The organism is Marinobacter sp. DUT-1 (assembly GCF_050379415.1).
In the GTDB taxonomy this organism is placed as follows: domain Bacteria; phylum Pseudomonadota; class Gammaproteobacteria; order Pseudomonadales; family Oleiphilaceae; genus Marinobacter.
On record NZ_JBNRLS010000003.1, the window covers coordinates 555,945 to 575,713 of the forward strand.

The following is a 19,769-nucleotide window of genomic DNA, read 5'->3' on the forward strand; positions in this document are numbered from 1 at the left end:
TGGTTGCACTCAGCCCCGGGCATCCTTCCGGTCATTATGATCCCCTTCGGCGTCCGGCGCCATGACCACACAGTTACGGCCCCGGCTCTTGGCGGCATACATGGCCCGGTCAGCCGCCGCACAAAGCGTCCCCCCATCGGTACCGTGGTCGGGGTAGACCGCCACCCCGACGCTGATGGTCATGGGAACGGCCTGGCCCTCATCCAACGCATGAAGCTGGCCACTGACCCGGTGGCGGATACGTTCCGCGGTTTCCCGGGCTTCACCGACTCCCATCTCGGGCAGGATAATGACAAATTCCTCGCCGCCGAACCGGCCCACCGAATCCACGCTACGGACACTGTCCTCCAGCAGCTTGCTGATGGACTTGAGAACCGTGTCACCGGCGGCGTGGCCGTAGGTGTCATTGATTTCCTTGAAGTGGTCGAAATCCACCCATAACAGGGCCATGGGGCGATTATAGCGGCGCGCCCGCTCCAGTTCTTCCTCCAGCAGGCGCGAGCTTTCCCGGCGATTGTACAGGCCGGTCAGGGGATCACGGGTCGCCAGCTCCTCCAGCTCATCCTCCAGCAACTTGCGGTCGGAGATATCCAGGATGATTCCTTCCAGCAGCATTTCGCCGTCATCATCCTCGACACCGCGGCCACGCTCCCAGACCCAGATCGGCCTGCCATCCTTGCGGATCAGCGGGTATTCAATGGAAAACGGTTCCCGATTCTCAACCGCCTGACGGACCTCATCGAGCACCTTTTCGCTACTCTCGGGGTCGGCAATCAGCTCAGCAAAACTGACCTTACGGTTGCGAACCAGCTCCCCGGGCAGATAGCCGGTCAGTCGCTCGCAACCCTGGGACACAAACAACATGGTCCAATGCTCGTCAAAACGACACCGGTAGGCCATGCCGGGGAGGTTGTCCATCAGGACCGACAGCTGACGTTCCCGTTGGCGCAACGCCTGCCGCTGATCGTACTGCAGTGCCAGCAACTTGCGATCCTTGTGGAACTGGCGAAGGGTAGCGGCAAACAGAACGGCACCGGTTACCAGAATGAACAGGAACCCCTTCCAGGTCTGTACCAGGGACAGGGTGTCGGCGTCGGAAAACCAGGCCTCGACCAGGCGATCCGAGAAAACGATCCAGACCAACCCGACCGCGATATAGATGGCAGCCGCCCACAGGGCCCGGCGGGCGGGACCCCGGTGATCGGACAATCGCCTGTTCCGCTGCTTGTCGACACCGGTTGAAGCCATGGATACCCTGTTATCAGATAACGGTGCTGGATGGTTAGGAAAATAGCCGCACCGGAACGATAAGTCGAGCATAATGCCAGTCGCCCGCCAATTGCAGCAGGAGTAGCCATGACCCCCGGAATCAATGTGGCGAAGAAAGCCAGGGTTCCCCACCGCATCCACGAGTACGACCACGACCCCAACAGCGAGAGCTACGGTACCGAGGCGGCGGAGAAGACCGGCGCCGATCCGGCCCGGGTATTCAAGACTCTGGTGACCTCGGTGGACAATCGAGAGCTGGTGGTGGGGGTGCTACCGGTGACGGCCATGCTCAGCATGAAACTGATTGCCAGGGCAGCCGGGGGCAAGAAGGCCACCATGGCGGACAAGCAGGAAGTCCAACGGGCCACCGGCTATGTCCTGGGTGGTGTCAGCCCCCTGGGCCAGAAACGGCGCCTGAAAACCTTCATTGACCAGTCCGCCTGCAACTTCGACACCATCTATGTCAGCGCCGGCCGCCGGGGCCTGGAGATTGAACTGGCGCCGGAGGACCTGGCAAAGCTCACCGCCGGTCATTTTACCGACCTGCAACAGGAATAGGGGAAATCCTGTGCACTACGCAACGGAATTGCTACTGATCGGCGGCACCCTGCTGTTGGCTCTGGCAGCCCATGGCCTGGGCCAGAAAATACACGTGCCACGGGTCACCCTGATGTTATTGGTGGGTGCCGTAGCCGGGCCGGACATGCTTGCCGTGCTACCGGAAAACAGTGATGAGAGTTTCGGCTTTGTCACCCAGCTGACGCTCGCAATGGTGGGTTTTCTGCTTGGCGAGCGGATGTCCGGCAAGAACCTGAGTGAAGGGCGGGAAGCGCTGATCGTGAGCCTGGCCGTCACTCTGGCAACAGCGTTCGCGGTGGCAGTGGTGATATGGTTTCTCACCGGCAATGTCGCTGCCGCGTTGCTGCTTGGCTCCATTGCCACTGCTACCGCGCCGGCAGCGACCCTGGACGTGCTCCGGGAAGCCGGGGCCCGGGGCCCTCTCACCCGCCTGGTCTACCAGGTGGTGGCCATCGATGACGCCTGGGGCGCGGTCCTGTTCAGCCTCGCCCTCGTCGCAGTCGGGCTCCTGGCCGGTTCTGCGGAAGCCGGAACCACCGCGTTGCTGCACGGCGTCACCGAAGTTGGCGGCTCGATCGTGCTAGGGCTCCTGCTGGGCTTTCCCATGGCCTGGTTGACTGGACGCCTGCGGCCAGGGGAACCCATGTTGCTCGAATCCGCCGGCTTCGTTTTCGTGGCGGCGGGAATCGCGGGCCTGTTTGAACTGTCCTACCTGCTGACCTGCATGACCCTTGGCGTCGTAGTGGCGAACAAGGCGCGCCACCACGTCCGACCCTTCCGATCCATCGAGGGCATCTCCGAGCCGTTTCTGGCTCTCTTTTTCTTCATGGCCGGCTACCAGCTGGAATGGTCGGCCCTGCCCACCCTGGGAGCCCTGGGACTGGCCTATGTCGGCGCCCGGGTCATCGGCCGCCTGCTCGGAGGGCAGGTCGGTGGCTACCTGGCCGGCTCGGACCACCACACCCGCAAACGCATCGGCGCCTGCCTGATGCCCCAGGCCGGGGTGGCCCTGGGTCTTGCCCTGGTCGCCACCGACCGGTTTCCGGAAATGAGCTATGTGCTACCTCTGGTCATCGGGGCGACGGTGATTTTCGAACTGGTGGGGCCGCCGCTCACCCTGATCCAGCTTCGCCGTGCCGGGGAAACCGGCAAGGGTTATGAGGAAGAACCGGACGAGGACTGACCACGGGCAATAAAAAACCCGGAGCAGCTCAGAGCTGTCCGGGTTTGATCTCAGGAGGCCGGAGCAGGTGCCCGACTGCTTTCCCGAGGGATCACTTCACGGATGCGCGGGCATCCTCGAAGATCTTGTTGAGGGTCTTGCTCGGCTGCATGACCTCGCAAACCTTCTCCATCGGCGGGTGATAGTAACCGCCGATATCCGCAGGATGACCCTGCACTACCGTCATCTCTTCCAGGATCTTGTCCTTGTTCTCTTCCAGCTGTTGGGACAGCTTGGTGAAGAATTCCTTCAGGTCCTTGTCGTCATCCTGCCTGGACAGTTCCTCGGCCCAGTAACGGGCAAGGTGGAAGTGGGATCCACGGTTGTCCAGCTCGCCGGTCACGCGGGACGGAGACTGGTTGTTCTCCAGCAGGCGCTCGGTGGCCTTGTCCAGGGTCTGGCCCAGCAGACGGGCGCGTTCGTTGTGCTGTTTCTCGCCCAGCTCGTCCAGGGAAACTGCCGTGGCCAGGAACTCACCCAGGGAATCCCAGCGCAGGTGATTTTCCTGGATCAGCTGCTGCACGTGCTTCGGTGCGGAACCGCCGGCACCGGTCTCGTAGAGGCCGCCGCCGTTGAGCAGCGGTACGATGGACAGCATCTTGGCACTGGTACCCAGCTCCAGGATCGGGAACAGGTCGGTCAGGTAGTCACGCAGGACGTTGCCGGTCACGGAGATGGTGTCCAGACCACGGATCAGACGCTCCATGGTCCAACGGATGGCGCGCACCGGAGACATGATGCGGATATCCAGGCCTTCAGTGTCGTGATCCTTCAGGTAGGTCTCGACCTTCTTGATCAGCTGGGCGTCGTGAGCACGCTCGTCGTCCAGCCAGAACACCGCCGGCATACCGGTAGCGCGGGCACGGCTGACCGCCAGCTTGACCCAGTCGCGGATCGGCAGGTCCTTGGTCTGGCAGGCACGCCAGATGTCACCTTGCTCGACGTTGTGCTCGGTCAGCACAGTACCGTCCTCGGTCACGACGCGGACAATGCCGTCTTCCTTGATTTCGAAGGTCTTGTCGTGGGAGCCGTACTCCTCGGCCTTCTGCGCCATCAGACCAACGTTGGGCACGGTACCCATGGTGGTGGGATCGAAAGCACCGTGGGTCTTACAGAAATTGATCACTTCCTGGTAGATGGTGGCGTAGGTGGACTCCGGCATTACTGCCTTGGTGTCCTTGAGCTTGTTGTCCCGCGCCCACATCTTACCGGAGTTACGGATCATCGCCGGCATGGAGGCGTCGACGATGACGTCGCTGGGAACGTGCAGGTTGGTGATACCTTTTACGGAATCCACCATGGCAATTTCCGGACGGTGCTCATAGCACGCGTGCAGGTCTTCCTGGATCTGCTCCTGCTTGGACTCCGGCAGCTGCTTGATCTTCTCGATCACGCTGGAGAGGCCGTTGTTCGGGTTCACGCCGATTTCGTCGAACAGCTCCCCATACTTGTCGAACAGGTCCTTGTAGAAAACCTTCACCGCATGACCGAACACGATCGGATGGGAGATCTTCATCATGGTGGCTTTCACGTGCAGAGAGAACATGACGCCGGTCTTCTCACAATCCTCAATGGCATCTTCGAAGAATTTGACCAGGGCCTTCTTGCTCATGAACATGCCGTCCAGCACTTCGCCTTCCTGCAGTGGCAGCTCGGATTTCAGGACAGTCTGCTCGCCCTTCCTGTTCTCGAACACGATGCGGGCGTTGGTGGCCTTGTCCAGGGTTACGGACTGCTCGCTGGAGTAGAAGTCGCCACCACGCATGTGCGCCACGTGGGTGCGGGACGCCGGGCTCCACTCGCCCATGGTGTGCGGATGTTTGCGGGCGAAGGCCTTGACCGCGGCCGGAGCACGGCGGTCGGAGTTACCTTCACGAAGTACCGGGTTGACGGCACTACCGAGCACTTTGGAGTAACGGGCCTGGATTTCTTTCTCGTCGTCTGTTTCCGGATGCTCCTTGTACTCGGGCACCTTGTAGCCCTGCTCGTTCAGCTCCTTGATGGCTGCGCGCAGCTGGGGAATGGACGCGGAGATGTTCGGCAGCTTGATGATGTTGGCGTCCGGATCCTTGGTGTACTCACCCAATTCAGCCAGGGCATCCGGAACTCGCTGGTCTTCCTCCAGATAGTCGGGAAACGCTGCCAGGATACGCGCCGCGAGAGAGATATCGCTGGTTTCGAATTCGATACCAGCCGGCTTGGCAAAGGTTTCCAGTATGGGAAGCAGTGACCGGGTGGCGAGTGCGGGGGCCTCGTCGGTCAGTGTGTAGACAATCTTGGCTTTGGATGATGTCATTTTCGTCCTCAGGCTATTGGGTGGGTTCAGGACGGTCATTGCAGGGTCAGGCGTCTTTTGGACGTCCGGCCTGTGCCATGACTGATTTCGGAACTTTTGATAGACCTACTAAGATACCATTTTTTCGTAATTTTTGGTTACGATCTTAGTATTAGAACGGACTAAAAATGCCGGATCTTCGGTTACAGGACGATGAAATGGCGGGAATTTACGAAATTTTCTAACATTATGAGTTTTATAACTTTGGAGTGGCGCGGCGTGGGAAGGGGCATCCGAAACCCGATCCTTCGGCACGTCCCTGTGACGCTTGAGCTCCGCCATCCATGGCTCCGCACAGTTTCGGATGCCCCTTCCCACACCGCTTGGCAGACGGCAAAGTTAACATCAAAGCGCCCAGGAAATCCCTTTTCTGAGCGCCAAGTTGTCAACAATCCACCAGCTATCCAGTCAGATTATTCCGCCGGCAGCAGGTTCGCCCCGGCCAGCCGATCCCGGATCTGGTCCAGGGCTTCCGGATTACCGAGGGCATCCCGGTTGTCGGCTTTTTTCGAGCCATTGATCAGCCGGGCCACCGCCAACTCTACCTTCTTGCCGCTACGGGTATAGGGAATGTCCGGCACCTGGACGATGTGCCTGGGCACATGCCGGGGGCTGGCGCCTTCGCGGATTCGGGTTTTGAGCTGTTTTCTCAGGTCGTCGGTGACTTCCTGGCCGTCGGCGGGGACGACCAGCAGGACGACTTCGACGTCGCCTTCGATCTGACGGCCGACCACGAGGCTGTCTTTGACCTCGGGGATGGTTTCCACCTGGCGGTAGATTTCGGCGGTGCCGATGCGGACGCCGCCGGGATTGAGGGTGGCATCCGAGCGGCCGTAGATGATGGCGCCGCCGTGTTCGGTGAATTCGATGAAGTCGCCGTGGGCCCAGACGCCGGGGAAGGTGTTGAAGTAAGCGTCGCGGTAGCGCTCACCGTTCGGGTCGTCCCAGAAGCACACCGGCATGGACGGCAGGGGCTGGCGGCAGACGAGTTCGCCGCGGCCTTCACTCACCGGTTTGCCGTCATCGCCGTAGGCCACGGCGTCGACGCCGAGGAAACGGCACTGGATTTCCCCGCGGCGTACCGGCAGGAGCGGGGTGGAGCCGACGAAGCAGCCGCAGATGTCGGTGCCTCCGGCGATGGAGCCGAGCAGCACGTTCGGGGCGCCGTCGGTGTACATCCAGTCGTAGTCTTCCGGCAGCAACGGGGAGCCGGTTGAGAACACCACGCGCAGGGCGCTCTGGTCCAGGGTTTTCGCGGGCTGGAGCTCGGCCTTGCGACAGCCGGCGATGAAGCGGGCACTGGTGCCGAAGTGGGTGACTTTTTCCTCGGCCACGGTGTCCCACAGGAAACTGAGGCTGGGGTAGCCGGGGGAGCCATCCACGGTGATGACGGCAGCGCCGGTCAGGAGGGCGGAGGCCTGCCAGTTCCACATCATCCAGCCGCAGGTGGTGAAGTACAGGAAGCGGTCCTCCGGGCCGACGTCGCCGTGCAGCATCAGTTCCTTGGCGTGGTTGACCAGCAGGCCGGCGGTGCCGTGGACGATGCACTTGGGTTTGCCGGTGGTGCCGGAGGAATACAGGATGTAGACCGGATGATCCGGGTCCATCGGCGTGAAGGACGGAGCCTGTCCCTCGCCGAAGGCCAGGGCGTCGCCCCAGGTGGTGACCAGTTCGCCGGGAATGGGGGCCTCGTCCGGCAGCTGTGGGATGCTGACGACGGTTTTGAGGGACGGCAGGCCGGCGATCAGTTCGGCGAAGTCGTCCTGGCGGGCGAACACCTTGCCGCCGTAGCCATAGCCGTTCACCACGATCAGGGCCGACGGTTCAATCTGCCCGAAGCGGTCGTTGATGGCACCGATGCCGAAGTCCGGGGAGGCGGAGCTCCAGATCGCCCCCATACTGGTGGCAGCCAGCATGCCCACCATGGCCTCGTAGCCGTTGGTGACCACACCCGCGACCCGGTCGCCCTGTCCGATTCCCTTGCTGCGCAGGAAAGCCTCGAGGGCGCCGGCATCGGCTTTGAGTTCGGCGTACGTCTTGCGCAGAACCGGGCGGGTTTCGCAGTAGGCCACCACTGCCTCTTTGTCGGCGTGGTCGCCGTCCGCCAGCCGCAGCAGGTTGGCGGCAAAGTTCAGCGTCATGCCCGGGAACCACTCGGCGCCAGGCATTTCCCGCTTGCCCAGCACCTTGGCCGCGGGGGTGTCACAGACCAGGCCGCAGTAATCCCACACCTTCTGCCAGAAGGTGTCGAGGTCACTGATGGACCATTGGTGCAGGGCATGGTAGTCGGCAAACGGGCCGAAACCCTGCTCCTCCAGCCAGGCCTTGAATCGGCCCATGCGGGAGTGCGTCAGGGTGGCTTCCGTGGGAGACCAGACTACCGGTGATTGTTCTTGATTGCTCATCCGTCTCTCCTGAGTGTTACTGCATATGCCAGCCGTGACTGACCACGATGGACTGGCCGGTCAGAGCAGCGGACGGGAAGGCAGCCAGGTGAACGGCCAGTTCTGCCACGTCTTCCAGGGTGGTGAATTCCCCGTCCACAGTGTTTTTCAACATGACTTTGCTGATCACTTCCTGTTCGGAAATACCCAGCTCTTTGGCCTGTTCCGGAATCTGTTTGTCCACCAGGGGCGTGCGTACGAACCCGGGGCAGATGATATTGCTGCGCACCCCGTGCTCGGCACCCTCCTTCGCCACCGCCCGGCAAAGCCCCAGCATGCCGTGCTTGGCCGCCACATAGGGCGCCTTCAGAGGTGAGGCTTCCAACGAGTGCACCGACCCCATATACAGCATGGAGCCACCGCCGCTTTCATACATGTGCTTGAGTGCCGCGCGGGTCACCAGGAATGCGCCATCGAGATGCACATTCATGACTTTGCTCCAATCGGAATATGCAAGCTTGTGCACCGGGTCGATGTGCTGGATGCCGGCGTTCGCAATAGCGATATCCAGACCACCCCACTGTTTAACCACATAATTGACGTTTACGTCAACTGCATCCTCATCGGTGACATCCATCTCAAGCGCGATGGCCGTGCCTCCGGCCTGCTCAATGGCGGTCACCGTTTCCTGCGCAGTCTCCAGTGTCAGGTCTGCCACGGCGACTTTGGCACCCTCTCTACCATAAGCTTCCGCGATGGCTCGGCCGATACCCCGGCCGGCACCGGTAATCAGGGCAATCCGGTTTTCCAGACGCATTGTTGTTTTCTCCTTAGTCGTAAGCCACGCTCGGCAACCAGGTCGCAATCTCGGGGACCAGGAACACAATAGCCAGAGCTGCCAGCTGAATAATGATGAACGGCACAACGCCACGATAAATGTCGGTTACCTTGATCTCCGGCGGCGCCACACCCTTGATGTAGAACAGGGCGAATCCGACCGGCGGTGTCAGGAACGACGTCTGCAAACACATGGCAAACAGAATGGTGAACCACACCAGATCAAAGCCGAGGCTCTGCACAACCGGGGCCACCAGGGGCAGGATGATCAGGGTGATCTCCACCCAGTCCAGGAAGAAGCCAAGCAGGAAAACTGCAAACAGGATGGTGAGAACCACACCGTAGGGTCCGAAAGGCAGTCCCAACAGGGCGTCTTCAATGACCTGGTCTCCCCCCAGACCTCGCAGTACCACCGAGAACGCGGTTGCGCCGAGGAAGATGGCGAAAATAAACGCAGCCGTTCGGGTGGTCTGCTGCATGGAGGAATTGAGCACGTTCAGGTTCAGTCGACCGGACATCAGAGCCAGCAGCAGAGCACCCAGTGCGCCGACCCCGGAAGCTTCCGTTGGTGTCGCCACGCCGGCGAAGATGGAACCCAGCACACCCAGAATCAGCGCGGCCGTCGGAACAACGGCCTTCGCCACTTCCCAGACGATGCCCCAGGTCACTTTCTCGGTGCCCTCCGGTACCGGCGCAATGTTCGGCTGCAGCATGGGACGGATCATGGCGTAAGCCACGTACAGGGCGCCCAGCATCAAGCCCGGAAAGAACGCCCCCATAAACAGGTCCCCTACCGACGCTTCGGGAACCGCCAGTCGGTCAGCCATCAGCACCAGCATGATGGAAGGGGGAATCAGAATACCCAGGGTCCCGGTGGCACAGGCGGTGCCCACGGCAAACCCCTTGTCGTACTTGTTCTCCATCATCACAGGCAGGGAAAGCATGCCCAGAAGCACGACGGAGGCACCAATGATACCGGTGGTCGCGGCCAGCAGTACGCCGATGACAATGACCGTAACGGCATAGCCGCCGCGAACGGCGCCAAACAGTTTGACCATGCTGTTCATCAACCGCTCGGCAACGCCGGACTGGTCTAGCATGATGCCCATGAAGATAAACATGGGCAGGGCGACAAGGGTTTCGCTGCTTACAACCTTCCATATTCGCTCGGGAACAAGCCCCATGGAGGAGGAGTAGTCAAACCACAGATTGGCACCAAAATTCTCAACAGCAATGACACCGACGACGGTCCAGATAACCGCGGTGCCACCCAACACCCACGCAACCGGATAACCGGTCATCAGCAGCGCCCCGAACGTGAGGAACATGCCGATTACAAAAAGGGTTTCAAGCTCCATCAGGACGCATCCTCTTTCTTGTTCTCACCGGGATCGACCCGGATTGGCTTCGGAAAGCCGAACAGCAGGGCAGTGACTTTCAGCAGACGGGACAGGGCAGCGATAATCAGTAGCACGAAAGACAGTGCCAGAACGCCCTTGAGAATCCAGCGATAGGGAAGGCCAGCGGGTGCCTGGCTGGTCTCACCCTGTTCCCAGGAACTGATGGCATAGGGGACCATTTCGTAGACCGCCAGCCCGAGAAACGGTAACAAAAGAAATACCAGACCGAAGAGTTCTATCCAGGCCTGGCCTTTCAATGACAGGCGTTCATGGATGACATCCACCCTCACATGATCATCTGTTACCAGGGTATAGCCCAAGCCCAACAACCAACCGGCGCCGGCCAGATGCCATTGGACTTCCTCCAGGGTTACCGACCCCATGCCAAAGGCATAGCGACCCACCACTGCATAGATGATCACGCCGGTGACCACAAACCAGAGCCAGGAAGCACTCTTGCCTATCGCAGAAATCACACCGTCCATAAATTGACTGAGCCGGGTCGTCGGAAACTCGGTGTGATGATGAATAAATTGACCGGCGTCCGACGCCGATGCGTGCACATCGGGCGGTGAGCCTTTATCAGACACTGCCATACAACAGTTCCTCGTTCAGAAAGCCTGTCGTGAAACAAGGATGGCCCCGCAGGGCCATCCAGACTTGATCAGGGAGCACCGGAACTGCGTCCGGTGCTCTGGGTCAGCCCCGAACCTTACAGGTCCGCCGGAACATAGGCGCGGGTGTCCCACACCTTGTAGGATTCCATGAATTCCTGCTGGCTCTCGTAAACACGCTTGAAGTCGGCATCCTTGGAGGCTTCTTCCTCAAGAACTTCCTCGGTTACTTCCCGCAACTTGAGCAAAACATCGCGGGGGATCTGGTCAGCCTGAACGCCCTTGTCCTGGAACTCGGCCAGAACCTTGCCGTTCTTGTACTCACCCTCGGCCAGACCACGGGTGGTTGCCGCGGTGCAGGAAGCCTCAACCAGCGCCTTCTGGGCCTCGGTGGCTCGTGCCCACTCATCCTTGTTGATCAGCATGTACTGGGCCGTGAACTGCTGGTGCCAGCCCGGGAACAGGTTGTACTTGACGACCTGGTTGAAGCCGAGGATCTGGTCGATGGCGGGCATGGAGAATTCAGTGGCATCAATGGTGCCCTTTTCCAGTGCCTGGTACAGCTCGCCGCCAGGCATCATGGTCACGGAGGCGCCCAGTTTTTCGAGGACCTTGCCACCGAGGCCGGCAAAGCGGATCTTCAGGCCTTTGTAGTCTTCCAGTGTTTTGATGGGCTTGGAGTACCAACCCGCTGTTTCAGGCCCGATGATGCCGCACAGCTGTGCATGAACGTTGAAGCCCTTGTTGGCATAGGTTTCCTGCAGCATTTCATGACCGCCACCGAAGTAATACCAGCCAATGTAGGCCGGAGGCTTCATGCCGAAGGGCACCGCTGCAAACAGGGGAATCGCAGGCACTTTGCCCTGGTCGTAGCCGATCCAGGTATAACCGGCCGATACTTTGCCATCGGACACAGCCTGGAGAATATCGAACGGCGGAACCAGCTTGCCCGGTTCGTAGACCCGGACCTGAATGCTGCCATCGGAAGCTGTGGTGAGGTTTTCTGCAACCCAGGCGGCGGGAGAACCCAGGCCCGGAAGGTTGGTAGCGAAGGCTACGGGCATTTTCCAGCGCAGGTCATCGGCAACGGCGGAACCCGTAGTCAGGGCGATCGCACCGGCGATCCCGGTGAGGGCCTTGAAGAGTTTCATTGGCAAGTCTCCTAGCATTGTTGTTTTCGTGGGCCAGACAGCAAAAAACTGGCAGGCCTGATCTGAGTGTAGTCAGACATCGCAGAAAACGAGACGGACAGGGAAAGCGGTGGGTCCAACAATAATCGTCAGTCTTGTTGTCTGCGTTGTTCTGACGTCCTGCAACCAAGGCATAGCAGGGGGCGTGCCAAATCAGAATTCCATCTATATTTCATAGAGTTACAAAAACACCGGAGAACGTCGAAGAAAAGATTCGTCCGAATATCCGGACATCTTTAGACCAGGGTCGTAGGTATTTGTACGGATATCAGGACGCTCGTCCGGATATCAGGACATCTTGGCGAGCTTTTCGTAGAGTACCGAGCGGGAGATTCCGAGCAGCTTGGCCGCTCGGGTCCGGTTGCCACGGGCGGCAACCAGGGCCTCTTCGATGGCCTGGGCCTCGGCTTCCGCCATGGTCTGGCCCAGAGGCCGGACGGGGCGCGGGGTCAGGGTCGATACCGGGCGGTTGCCGTTGCGCGGGAGTACCTTGAAGATGGCATCGGCGTCCAGCAAGCCGCCTTCCTCGCCCATGGTCAGGGCCCTTTCCAGCACGTTGCGCAACTCCCGGATATTGCCGGGCCAGTCGTATTCAGCCAGGGCCGAAACACCGGCATCGGTGATCTCGCCCCGGACATCCAGGCCATCGCCGATATCCTCCAACAGCGCCTCGCACAACACGCCCAGATCGGCCAGACGGTCACGCAGTGGCGGGATCGGAATTTCCAGCACGTTAAGACGGTAATACAGGTCTGAGCGGAAGCTGCCCTCGGCAATCATTGCTTCAAGATTGCGGCTGGTGGCGGCTATCACCCGCACATCCACGGGCATCACCTTATTCGAACCCAACGGTTCGATCTCCCCTTCCTGGAGGGCCCGAAGCAACTTGGCCTGCAGTGGCAGGGGCATATCGCCCACCTCGTCCAGGAACAGCGTGCCGCCGTTGGCCAGCTGGAACTTCCCATCGCGGGTACGCCGGTCTGCGCCGGTGTAGGCGCCGGGGGCAACACCGAAAAACTCGGCCTCTAGCAGGTTGTCAGGAATCGCCGCCACATTGACGCCCACAAAGGGCCTGTCGGTGCGGGTGGAGACCGAGTGGATGGCCTGAGCCAGCACTTCCTTACCGGTGCCGGTCTCACCCAGCAGCAGCACCGGCATGTCCCGTCCGGCGGCCAGGCGGGCGCGGCGCTTCACTTCCAGCGCGGCCGGACTTGCCCCGACAAAATCCCCCAGGCTGTAACGGGTGCCACGAGCTTTCTTGGCCAGCGCCTTGCGCGCCGCCGCCAGATCCTGATGCAGCCGCCGGTACTTGCTCACCAGCGGGGTCAGCGGCTGCAGATCGTCATAGAGTACGAAAGCCACGGCACCGACCAGGTTACCGTCATCATCGTAATAGGGTACGCGGGTAACCACGAGTTGCTGCTCATTATGTTCCATGATGTCCAGCAACAGAGGCTTGCCGGTTTCCACCACTTCCGGCATGCGGGTATGGGGAATCACCACCCGCACCGGTTTGCCGATGGCATCGGCAACATCGCCCAGTCCCAGCAATTGGGCGTAGCTCTGGTTGATCCAGGTGATCCGGGCCTCCCGGTCGACGGCGATGGCACCGGCGCTGGCTTCCTCGAACATCGGAAACAACGCCTCGATCAGGTCACGGGTCAGGCCATTCCGGCTCCGGTCACCAAACAACTGTGTCATGGAGTGTGCACCACCGCTCTCAGGATTGATCATCACAACAGCACCCGGGTATCCGGAAAACCGGACACCTCGCCGAGAGTATATGGACACCCCGGAAAAGGGGCAAATGGGTCATGCCCCGGCACGGGGCCGGGGAGAGGCTCAGGGGCATTACTCGGGAATCCGTAGCTGGTTCCCGGTAAAGGAGATCCGGTCCCCCGGTGCCGGCTCGGCACGGATCACTGGCAGGTTTGCCTCAGCCAATGGCGTGGCCAGACTGCCCCTGGGGACCGTTCGGACCACCTGACTCGGAGGTAACGGACGCTTGTCGGTCAGGTGCTCCCAGACCAGATCGAGCGCCTGGAAGTAATAGTGGTGCAGCGGGACGTAACGCTCGGCAATGCCGTCAAAGCCGTTGAGCACATCCAGGTGATGGGCGTTGAGGATTTCATAGTAGCGCAGCCCGCTGTGCTTGCCCTCAACCCGACGGTTGAGACCGACATAGGGACGGGAGGTATGGTTGATGGGCAGGATGGCATCGGCCCGCCCCGTCACGAACACCGCAGGCTTGCCCCGCAGATCCCCGGTAGCCCGGACGGCCGAGATACCCGCCGCTATGCGATCGGCCCAGAGCGCCTGTTCGCCGTTCAGCGGCTCGCCGGTAACCGGGTCCTGGCCGGAGGCGAGCGCACGCAGGCACAGGAGCGCATCCAGGCCGTGATCCGCCAGCCCGGAGCTCGCGGACACACTGGCCGCCAGCAACGTAGGCTGACCGACCGCAAGGTCGTTGACCAGGTTCACTCCACCGGTGGGGGGAATGCCGTTACTGGTGGCAAACAACGCCGCCTCACTGGCCGCGGGCAGGAGCGTGACCGAACCGAAGGCGTCGGTGGCCGCCAGGCTGATACCACACAAGCGATCCTCGACACCGGCGCCGCCATAGGCATTGGCGTAGGTCATGGCAATGCTCTGAGCTACGGAGAGGCCAAAGTGCACCGGCGCCAGGAGGTTCTGCTCGGGCTGGATGCCAAAGTCCTCATTGAGGATCCTCAGGGCATCCGTGGCCTGCTCCTCCACCGTCACCCCAGTCACCAACCCCTTGCTGGCCAGGGACTGACAGATGTTCTCACCGATGGCCGGCGGATTGAACAGGGCGTTGAGAGGCGCCTGGTCCCGGATCCCGGGTGCCCGATTGGCGCAGCCCTGATAGACCGCCACCGCCGTGGTGTAGTCCAGCAGGCTCCGACTGTGGTCGCTGATCACCGGCCCATCGCCCTGGCGAATGGTGAAGCTGTAATCCACCACCGGATTGAGATTCGGCTCGGACACTGCAATGCCGTCGATCAGCCCACGATCGTCCAGCTCCGCGGCCCGCACCGAAGCACCGCCACCATTGGAAACGCTGGAGGCGATCACCAGGGTGTTGCGGGGACGGATCGTCTCCAGGGTTTTACCATTACCCAATGCCCGACCATACTGGTCATTGAGCACATAGAAGCCGAACTCGATGGACTGCAACACGTGTCGCCCCCAATCCGCTTCGGGGTTGACCCCGGAATGGGCATGCTTCCAGGCAAAGCGATCCGGCCAGTCTGCATTGAAATCGCCGCGCTCCTGAACGGAAAGATCGGCCCGGAACTGGACCGGCTCATCGGCCGGGGTCGGGGTGCCGTCGATTCGTTGCGCCATGTTGGAGGCCAGGTTGTGTGCGCCAGTGCCCGTCCCTTTGTCGGTGTAGACCACAGCACAGCCCTTCTTCAGGCCCCACTCACCGGCGGTGCCGATGGCCCCGTAGATGCCCCGGGAACCGGACGATGGTGCCGTCACCAGGCAGGGCCGGCGTGGATCGAAACTGTCCGGCACCTGGGCCATCACCGTCACCGGGATGTCGCTGCCCGGCACCGTCATGTAGGCCAGGTACTCATGGCCCGCAATCAATCCTTCGCCGTCACTACCCACACCCGGCCCGAAAAAGCTGCCATAACCACCACCGGGCACGGTATTCACCAGTGCCCGATAATTGTTGTAGATTGCCAATCGTCGTAACTCGGCCGGTGTTGGATTGAGGGCATCGTCGAAGTCCGGTGGCGCCGGGTTCTGGAGTCCCGAGGCTCCAAGGCCCGCGGTGAGAAGGTCGTTGGTGACACCGTCGTACCAGGTGCTTTGGACGGATCCCTGAAGGAACTCCGGGCGTTCGCTGAATGGTGGCGCAGCTGCGGCAACCCCCGAAGCGCCAATCAAGGCGCAGAGCATGAGTCGTTTCATAATCGTTCCCTGTTTGTTTTTGTTGGCGAACCCGAGGCCGGCAGTTCCGCCGCCTCTGCCACTGCCATGCGGATCCTGTGCCAAAACGACAGGCCATTGAATTTACAAGTTTTTTAGAGATTGGCCGATGTCACAAAGGGTGGGGCTTCCGGATTTCCGGACAATCGGAAAAGCCAACCAGGTAACCAGGCCGATAGCCGCGCCGCCGGCTGGACCTGTCCCCGGTTCCGGACACTGTCAGGAAATCCGGACAGGAAGAATTAATCAGCCGGCGATCCCGGTCCCTGCTGAAGACGACCAACGCCGGCAAACTTCCTCCGGTACTGGGCCGGGGTTAGCCCCACTCGCTGCTGGAATTTGCGGGAAAAGAACGCCGCGTCCTGATAGCCCACCATCTCCGCCACCGCTTCCACCGAAACATGGCTGGTCTCCAGAATCTGTTTGGCCTCCTCCAGCCGCAGCGTCAGAACGTACTCGATCGGGGTCATCCCGGTGGCCTGGCGGAAGCGGCGATGGAAGGAGCGTTCACTCAGTCCGCTGAGGCCGATCATGCCCGCCACCGGTGAGGGCTGGTCGTAATGGTGCGCCAGCCAGCGCTGGCATTCGGCGATCACCGCGTCACTGGACTGGCGCTGGTGGTTGATGGCAACGAACGGCTGCTGGCCATCCTCGTGCCATTCAATCAGGTGCACCTTGGCGACGCGGATCGCCTCGGCCTGGCTGCAGAAGCGGGCAATCAGGTACAGGCCCAGATCCATCCACGATGTGCCGCCGCCGGACATGATCAGGCGCTGACCGGTGCCGGAGGCAACCATGGCCCGTTCCGGATGCATGCGGACACCCGGGAAACGGCGGGCCATGAACTCACAGAAGCCCCAGTGGGTGGTGGCATCCTGGCCCGCCAGCAGCCCTGCCTCCCCCAGCAGGACCGCCCCGGTGCAAGCGGTCGCCAGCAGTCCGCCCTTGTCCCAGTAGTCCCGGATCCAGGCCACCTCGCGCTCGAACAGTCCGTCCGGCCCGTCCGCCGGGTCGAACGTCACTTCCAGAATGCACAAGGCATCGGGGCAATAATCCCGGTCCAGCCGGCGGGTTGGTCGCACCAGGGCGCCGTTGGCCAATTCCATGGGCTCACCTGCCACCGACACGATCTCCGCCCGGATCAGGGGCCTGCCGGCTTCCCCCTCCACCAGCAGGCTCCAGTCCCTGCCCGCCGAACCCAGCAGCTCCTGCATGCCATAGATCGGTGAGGCGGTCGCCTGGGGCATGGCCAGGACGCCGATCTGCACCGGCCGGGCCGTCTTCCTGTCATTCGCCATGGAGATTTCCTCAGTGTTCCTGACCAAATCTTCCGCCATGGGGTAAAAAAAAAGCAAGTCCGGGGATCCGGTGGCGGATTCGGACAGGAAGTGACCGATTTCGCTGAAGGACAACAGGAGCCAAGGGGGCACGATCAGGGGGCATCCACAACAATACCGTAAGGAGCACCAACATGAACGCACCCCTGAATCTCGACACCCACCAACCGCGGACACCGGAAGCCTTTGGTGAACAGTTTGCCACCATGGTCAACCACGCCGCCGTGGTAACCATGACCTCGCTGGGCCACCGGCTCGGACTTTTCGATACCCTGGCCAGTCTGCCGCCCTCGACCAGCCAGCAGATTGCCGACGCCTGCGACCTGAACGAGCGCTATGTGCGGGAATGGCTGTCGGTGATGACCACCGGCGCCATCGTTGACTACCAGCCCGAGGCCGGAACCTTCAGCCTGGACCCGGCCCATGCCGCCTGCCTGACCCGTAATGCCAGTCCCGACAACCTGGCGGTGACGGCACGTTTCATCCCCGTGATCGCCAGCATGGAAGAGCCCCTGACAGACTGTTTCCGCACCGGAGAAGGCCTGGCGTACCACCGCTACCCCTGCTTTCATGAGGTGATGGCGGAAGATAGCCACCAGACCGTGGTGTGCGCCCTGTTTGACCACATCCTGCCGCTGGTTCCGGACCTCCGGAGCCGTCTGGAGCAGGGCATATCGGTACTCGATGCGGGCTGTGGCCGGGGACTTGCCCTGCTGACCCTGGCAAAGGCCTTCCCGAACAGCCGATTCCAGGGCTATGACCTGTGTGAGGAAGCCTTCGGACCAACCCGGGCCGAAGCCCACCGGCTGGGCCTGACCAACCTGCACTTCGCCGGCCGTGATCTGCGGGATTTCAACGAGCCCGGACACTACGACCTGATTACCTCCTTCGACGCCGTACATGACCAGGCCGATCCCGCAGCCCTGCTGCGCGGTATTGCCCGGGCCCTCAAACCCGACGGCATCTACCTGATGCAGGACATTGCCGGTTCCAGTTTCCTGGAAAACAACCTGGACCACCCGCTGGGGCCGCTGCTCTATGCCATTTCCTGCGCCCACTGCACACCGGTGTCACTGGCCCAGGGTGGCCCGGGCCTGGGTACCCTGTGGGGCGAGGAGCGGGCGGAACTGATGCTCCGGCAGGCCGGATTCGGTGATATCCGGTCCCAGCGGCTCAACCACGACCCGTTCAATGTCTACTTCATCGCCCGGCACGGCGAGGGAGAGCAGTCATGATCAAGGTCCAGTTTCTGGACTATGTCCCGGCCAGCTATCACCATGCGCGCATCCGCAACCGCGAATCGCTCGTAGATTGTCCTGACAGGTAGCAACAACAGGAGCCCTGCGGGTGAGACAACGCTGGAGCGCAAACCTGGCCGCCCTGATTATGGGCGGCCTTTTGCTGGCCGGGTGCGCCAGCCATGAAAACGCACGCCAGGGGCCGGTAGCCTTGCCGGAGACCGGCTACGAGGTGCGCTCCCCGGTCCGTTTCTCGCCGGATGACTGGCCCGAAGCACTGTTTGCGGACCTCTATCTGCCAGAGCGGCCGGACCCGGCACCGGCCGTGTTGCTGGTTCACGGCGGCGGCTGGGAACGACGCTCCCGGGAAGACATGACCTGGATTGCCGAGGAACTGGCCGCGCGTGGCTTCGCGGTGATGAACATCGATTACCGGTTTGCGCCGGAATACACCTTCCCGGCGCAGCTCCATGACCTGCAGGTGGCAATGCGCTGGCTGCGGGAGCAGGCAACTGGCTACCGGATTGATCCGGATGCCATCAGCGCCTTCGGGTTCTCCTCCGGCGCCCATCTGGTGAGCCTGCTGGCCCTGACCAGCGATCCCGGGAATCCCCTGAGCGAACCCCACGGCGGGCCCGGGACCCGACCGGTTGCGGTGGTGGCCGGAGGCATCCCCAGCGATCTGCGCCGGTTTGATTCGGGACGACTGATCCGCCAGTTCCTGGGTGGTACCGAGCAGGAGAAGCCGGAAACCTACCAGCTGGCCTCACCCATGGCCCATGTCTCCCCCGATGCGCCCCCATTCTTCCTGTTCCACGGCAACCTGGACATGCTGGTACCGCCGGAGCAGGCGGAAGACTTCCACAATGCCTTGCTCGCGAAAGGGGTGCACTCCGAGCTCTACCTGATGCACCTGCGGGGGCACATCACCAGCTTCCTGACCGCCGGCGATGCCGTGGAGCAGGCAACAGAATTCCTGGTCCGTTTCGGTGGCGGGTCCAGTCATCAGCCGTGATCTAGCCGAGACCAACGAACGGTGCGAGGGTTAACGCCAGGATGACCAGGATGGCGACACAGGCGGCAAGGATAGTCACCGGCTTCCGGCGGAAGCTGTGCCAGAAACCCACTTCACCCCGGGCCTGGCGCGCTTCAAAGTCCTCCCGCTGCCGGTCTCGCCTCTGCCTCTGGTATTCATCCAGCAACGACCGGGCCCGGGCAGCCTCATCGTCATCATGCACCCAGAAGCCCCCCATGCTGATACCCCAGCGGCTCGGGGGCGTTTCGTAATAGCGAACCCCGTGTTCGTCGAACAGGGCCCGGATCTCGTCGGCCTCGTCATCGGGTACATGGCGCAGATTCATCAGGTGGTGGGGCATGGGCTTCCGTTGGCTGGTATCAGGA

At 61.6% G+C, this 19,769-nt stretch carries 15 protein-coding genes; 4 read left to right on the forward strand and 11 right to left on the reverse strand.

The annotated features are described in order from the left end of the window. Positions 1 to 9: 9 nt before the first annotated feature. The gene (locus ACQUTG_RS12555; RefSeq protein ID WP_428919724.1) at positions 10 to 1,248 is read right to left on the reverse strand and encodes a sensor domain-containing diguanylate cyclase; all 1,239 of its coding nucleotides are present in this window, start codon (positions 1,246 to 1,248) and stop codon (positions 10 to 12) included. A gap of 108 nt (positions 1,249 to 1,356) precedes the next feature. Between ACQUTG_RS12555 and ybaK the strand changes: the two genes are divergently transcribed. Then, on the forward strand, positions 1,357 to 1,827 hold the full coding sequence (gene ybaK, locus ACQUTG_RS12560) for a Cys-tRNA(Pro) deacylase (RefSeq protein WP_428919725.1): 471 nt from the start codon (positions 1,357 to 1,359) through the stop codon (positions 1,825 to 1,827). 10 nt (positions 1,828 to 1,837) lie between these two features. Next, complete coding sequence (locus ACQUTG_RS12565) at positions 1,838 to 3,031, forward strand: cation:proton antiporter (protein WP_428919726.1); 1,194 nt, start codon at positions 1,838 to 1,840, stop codon at positions 3,029 to 3,031. Between the two features lie 91 nt (positions 3,032 to 3,122). On the opposite strand, the gene ACQUTG_RS12570 is transcribed toward ACQUTG_RS12565, so the two are convergent. From ACQUTG_RS12570 to ACQUTG_RS12610, 9 genes are all read right to left on the reverse strand, one after another. Next, entirely contained in the window at positions 3,123 to 5,366 is a 2,244-nt protein-coding gene (locus ACQUTG_RS12570; protein WP_428919727.1) for an NADP-dependent isocitrate dehydrogenase, read from the reverse strand. A gap of 452 nt (positions 5,367 to 5,818) precedes the next feature. After that, the gene (locus tag ACQUTG_RS12575) at positions 5,819 to 7,810 is read right to left on the reverse strand and encodes an acetoacetate--CoA ligase (protein ID WP_428919728.1); all 1,992 of its coding nucleotides are present in this window, start codon (positions 7,808 to 7,810) and stop codon (positions 5,819 to 5,821) included. A 16-nt stretch (positions 7,811 to 7,826) separates the two neighbouring features. Continuing rightward, positions 7,827 to 8,606 carry a 3-hydroxybutyrate dehydrogenase gene (locus ACQUTG_RS12580; protein ID WP_428919729.1) on the reverse strand — a complete coding sequence of 260 codons (780 nt, stop codon included), beginning with the start codon at positions 8,604 to 8,606 and terminating at the stop codon, positions 7,827 to 7,829. 13 nt (positions 8,607 to 8,619) lie between these two features. Beyond that, a complete protein-coding gene (locus tag ACQUTG_RS12585; RefSeq protein ID WP_428919730.1) occupies positions 8,620 to 9,984 on the reverse strand; it encodes a TRAP transporter large permease in 1,365 nt (454 codons plus the stop codon). After that, positions 9,984 to 10,622 (reverse strand): TRAP transporter small permease subunit, encoded by a 639-nt coding sequence (locus ACQUTG_RS12590; protein WP_428919731.1) that lies wholly within the window; start codon positions 10,620 to 10,622, stop codon positions 9,984 to 9,986. The genes ACQUTG_RS12585 and ACQUTG_RS12590 overlap by 1 nt, the downstream gene beginning before the upstream one ends. A gap of 116 nt (positions 10,623 to 10,738) precedes the next feature. After that, complete coding sequence (locus ACQUTG_RS12595) at positions 10,739 to 11,791, reverse strand: TRAP transporter substrate-binding protein (protein WP_372987074.1); 1,053 nt, start codon at positions 11,789 to 11,791, stop codon at positions 10,739 to 10,741. 327 nt (positions 11,792 to 12,118) lie between these two features. Next, positions 12,119 to 13,531, reverse strand: coding sequence for a sigma-54 interaction domain-containing protein (locus tag ACQUTG_RS12600; protein ID WP_428919732.1), 1,413 nt, complete (start codon positions 13,529 to 13,531; stop codon positions 12,119 to 12,121). A 150-nt stretch (positions 13,532 to 13,681) separates the two neighbouring features. Further along, positions 13,682 to 15,775, reverse strand: a complete 2,094-nt coding sequence (locus ACQUTG_RS12605) for a 3-hydroxybutyrate oligomer hydrolase family protein (protein ID WP_428919733.1) — start codon at positions 15,773 to 15,775, stop codon at positions 13,682 to 13,684. Positions 15,776 to 16,035: 260 nt separating this feature from the next. Further along, a complete protein-coding gene (locus tag ACQUTG_RS12610) occupies positions 16,036 to 17,091 on the reverse strand; it encodes a GlxA family transcriptional regulator (protein ID WP_428919734.1) in 1,056 nt (351 codons plus the stop codon). A gap of 173 nt (positions 17,092 to 17,264) precedes the next feature. Here ACQUTG_RS12610 and ACQUTG_RS12615 point away from each other — a divergent pair, with 173 nt between their 5' ends. Both ACQUTG_RS12615 and ACQUTG_RS12620 read left to right on the forward strand, forming a co-directional pair. After that, positions 17,265 to 18,365, forward strand: coding sequence for a class I SAM-dependent methyltransferase (locus tag ACQUTG_RS12615; RefSeq protein WP_428919735.1), 1,101 nt, complete (start codon positions 17,265 to 17,267; stop codon positions 18,363 to 18,365). A 112-nt stretch (positions 18,366 to 18,477) separates the two neighbouring features. Then, the gene (locus ACQUTG_RS12620; RefSeq protein ID WP_428919736.1) at positions 18,478 to 19,383 is read left to right on the forward strand and encodes an alpha/beta hydrolase fold domain-containing protein; all 906 of its coding nucleotides are present in this window, start codon (positions 18,478 to 18,480) and stop codon (positions 19,381 to 19,383) included. Between the two features lies 1 nt (position 19,384). Here ACQUTG_RS12620 and ACQUTG_RS12625 read toward each other — a convergent pair whose 3' ends face one another. Then, on the reverse strand, positions 19,385 to 19,744 hold the full coding sequence (locus tag ACQUTG_RS12625; RefSeq protein ID WP_091998572.1) for a DUF6164 family protein: 360 nt from the start codon (positions 19,742 to 19,744) through the stop codon (positions 19,385 to 19,387). Between the last annotated feature and the right edge of the window lie 25 nt (positions 19,745 to 19,769).

Excerpts from the sequence above, each read along its gene's own strand:
- ACQUTG_RS12615 (WP_428919735.1), top strand. The coding sequence starts at position 17,265 with ATGAACGCACCCCTGAATCTCGACACCCACCAACCGCGGACACCGGAA.
- ACQUTG_RS12585 (WP_428919730.1), bottom strand. The coding sequence starts at position 9,984 with ATGGAGCTTGAAACCCTTTTTGTAATCGGCATGTTCCTCACGTTCGGG.
- ACQUTG_RS12605 (WP_428919733.1), bottom strand. The coding sequence starts at position 15,775 with ATGAAACGACTCATGCTCTGCGCCTTGATTGGCGCTTCGGGGGTTGCC.
- ACQUTG_RS12570 (WP_428919727.1), bottom strand. The coding sequence starts at position 5,366 with ATGACATCATCCAAAGCCAAGATTGTCTACACACTGACCGACGAGGCC.
- ACQUTG_RS12610 (WP_428919734.1), bottom strand. The coding sequence starts at position 17,091 with ATGGCGAATGACAGGAAGACGGCCCGGCCGGTGCAGATCGGCGTCCTG.
- ybaK (WP_428919725.1), top strand. The coding sequence starts at position 1,357 with ATGACCCCCGGAATCAATGTGGCGAAGAAAGCCAGGGTTCCCCACCGC.
- ACQUTG_RS12580 (WP_428919729.1), bottom strand. The coding sequence starts at position 8,606 with ATGCGTCTGGAAAACCGGATTGCCCTGATTACCGGTGCCGGCCGGGGT.
- ACQUTG_RS12600 (WP_428919732.1), bottom strand. The coding sequence starts at position 13,531 with ATGACACAGTTGTTTGGTGACCGGAGCCGGAATGGCCTGACCCGTGAC.
- ACQUTG_RS12575 (WP_428919728.1), bottom strand. The coding sequence starts at position 7,810 with ATGAGCAATCAAGAACAATCACCGGTAGTCTGGTCTCCCACGGAAGCC.
- ACQUTG_RS12625 (WP_091998572.1), bottom strand. The coding sequence starts at position 19,744 with ATGCCCCACCACCTGATGAATCTGCGCCATGTACCCGATGACGAGGCC.
- ACQUTG_RS12590 (WP_428919731.1), bottom strand. The coding sequence starts at position 10,622 with ATGGCAGTGTCTGATAAAGGCTCACCGCCCGATGTGCACGCATCGGCG.
- ACQUTG_RS12555 (WP_428919724.1), bottom strand. The coding sequence starts at position 1,248 with ATGGCTTCAACCGGTGTCGACAAGCAGCGGAACAGGCGATTGTCCGAT.
- ACQUTG_RS12595 (WP_372987074.1), bottom strand. The coding sequence starts at position 11,791 with ATGAAACTCTTCAAGGCCCTCACCGGGATCGCCGGTGCGATCGCCCTG.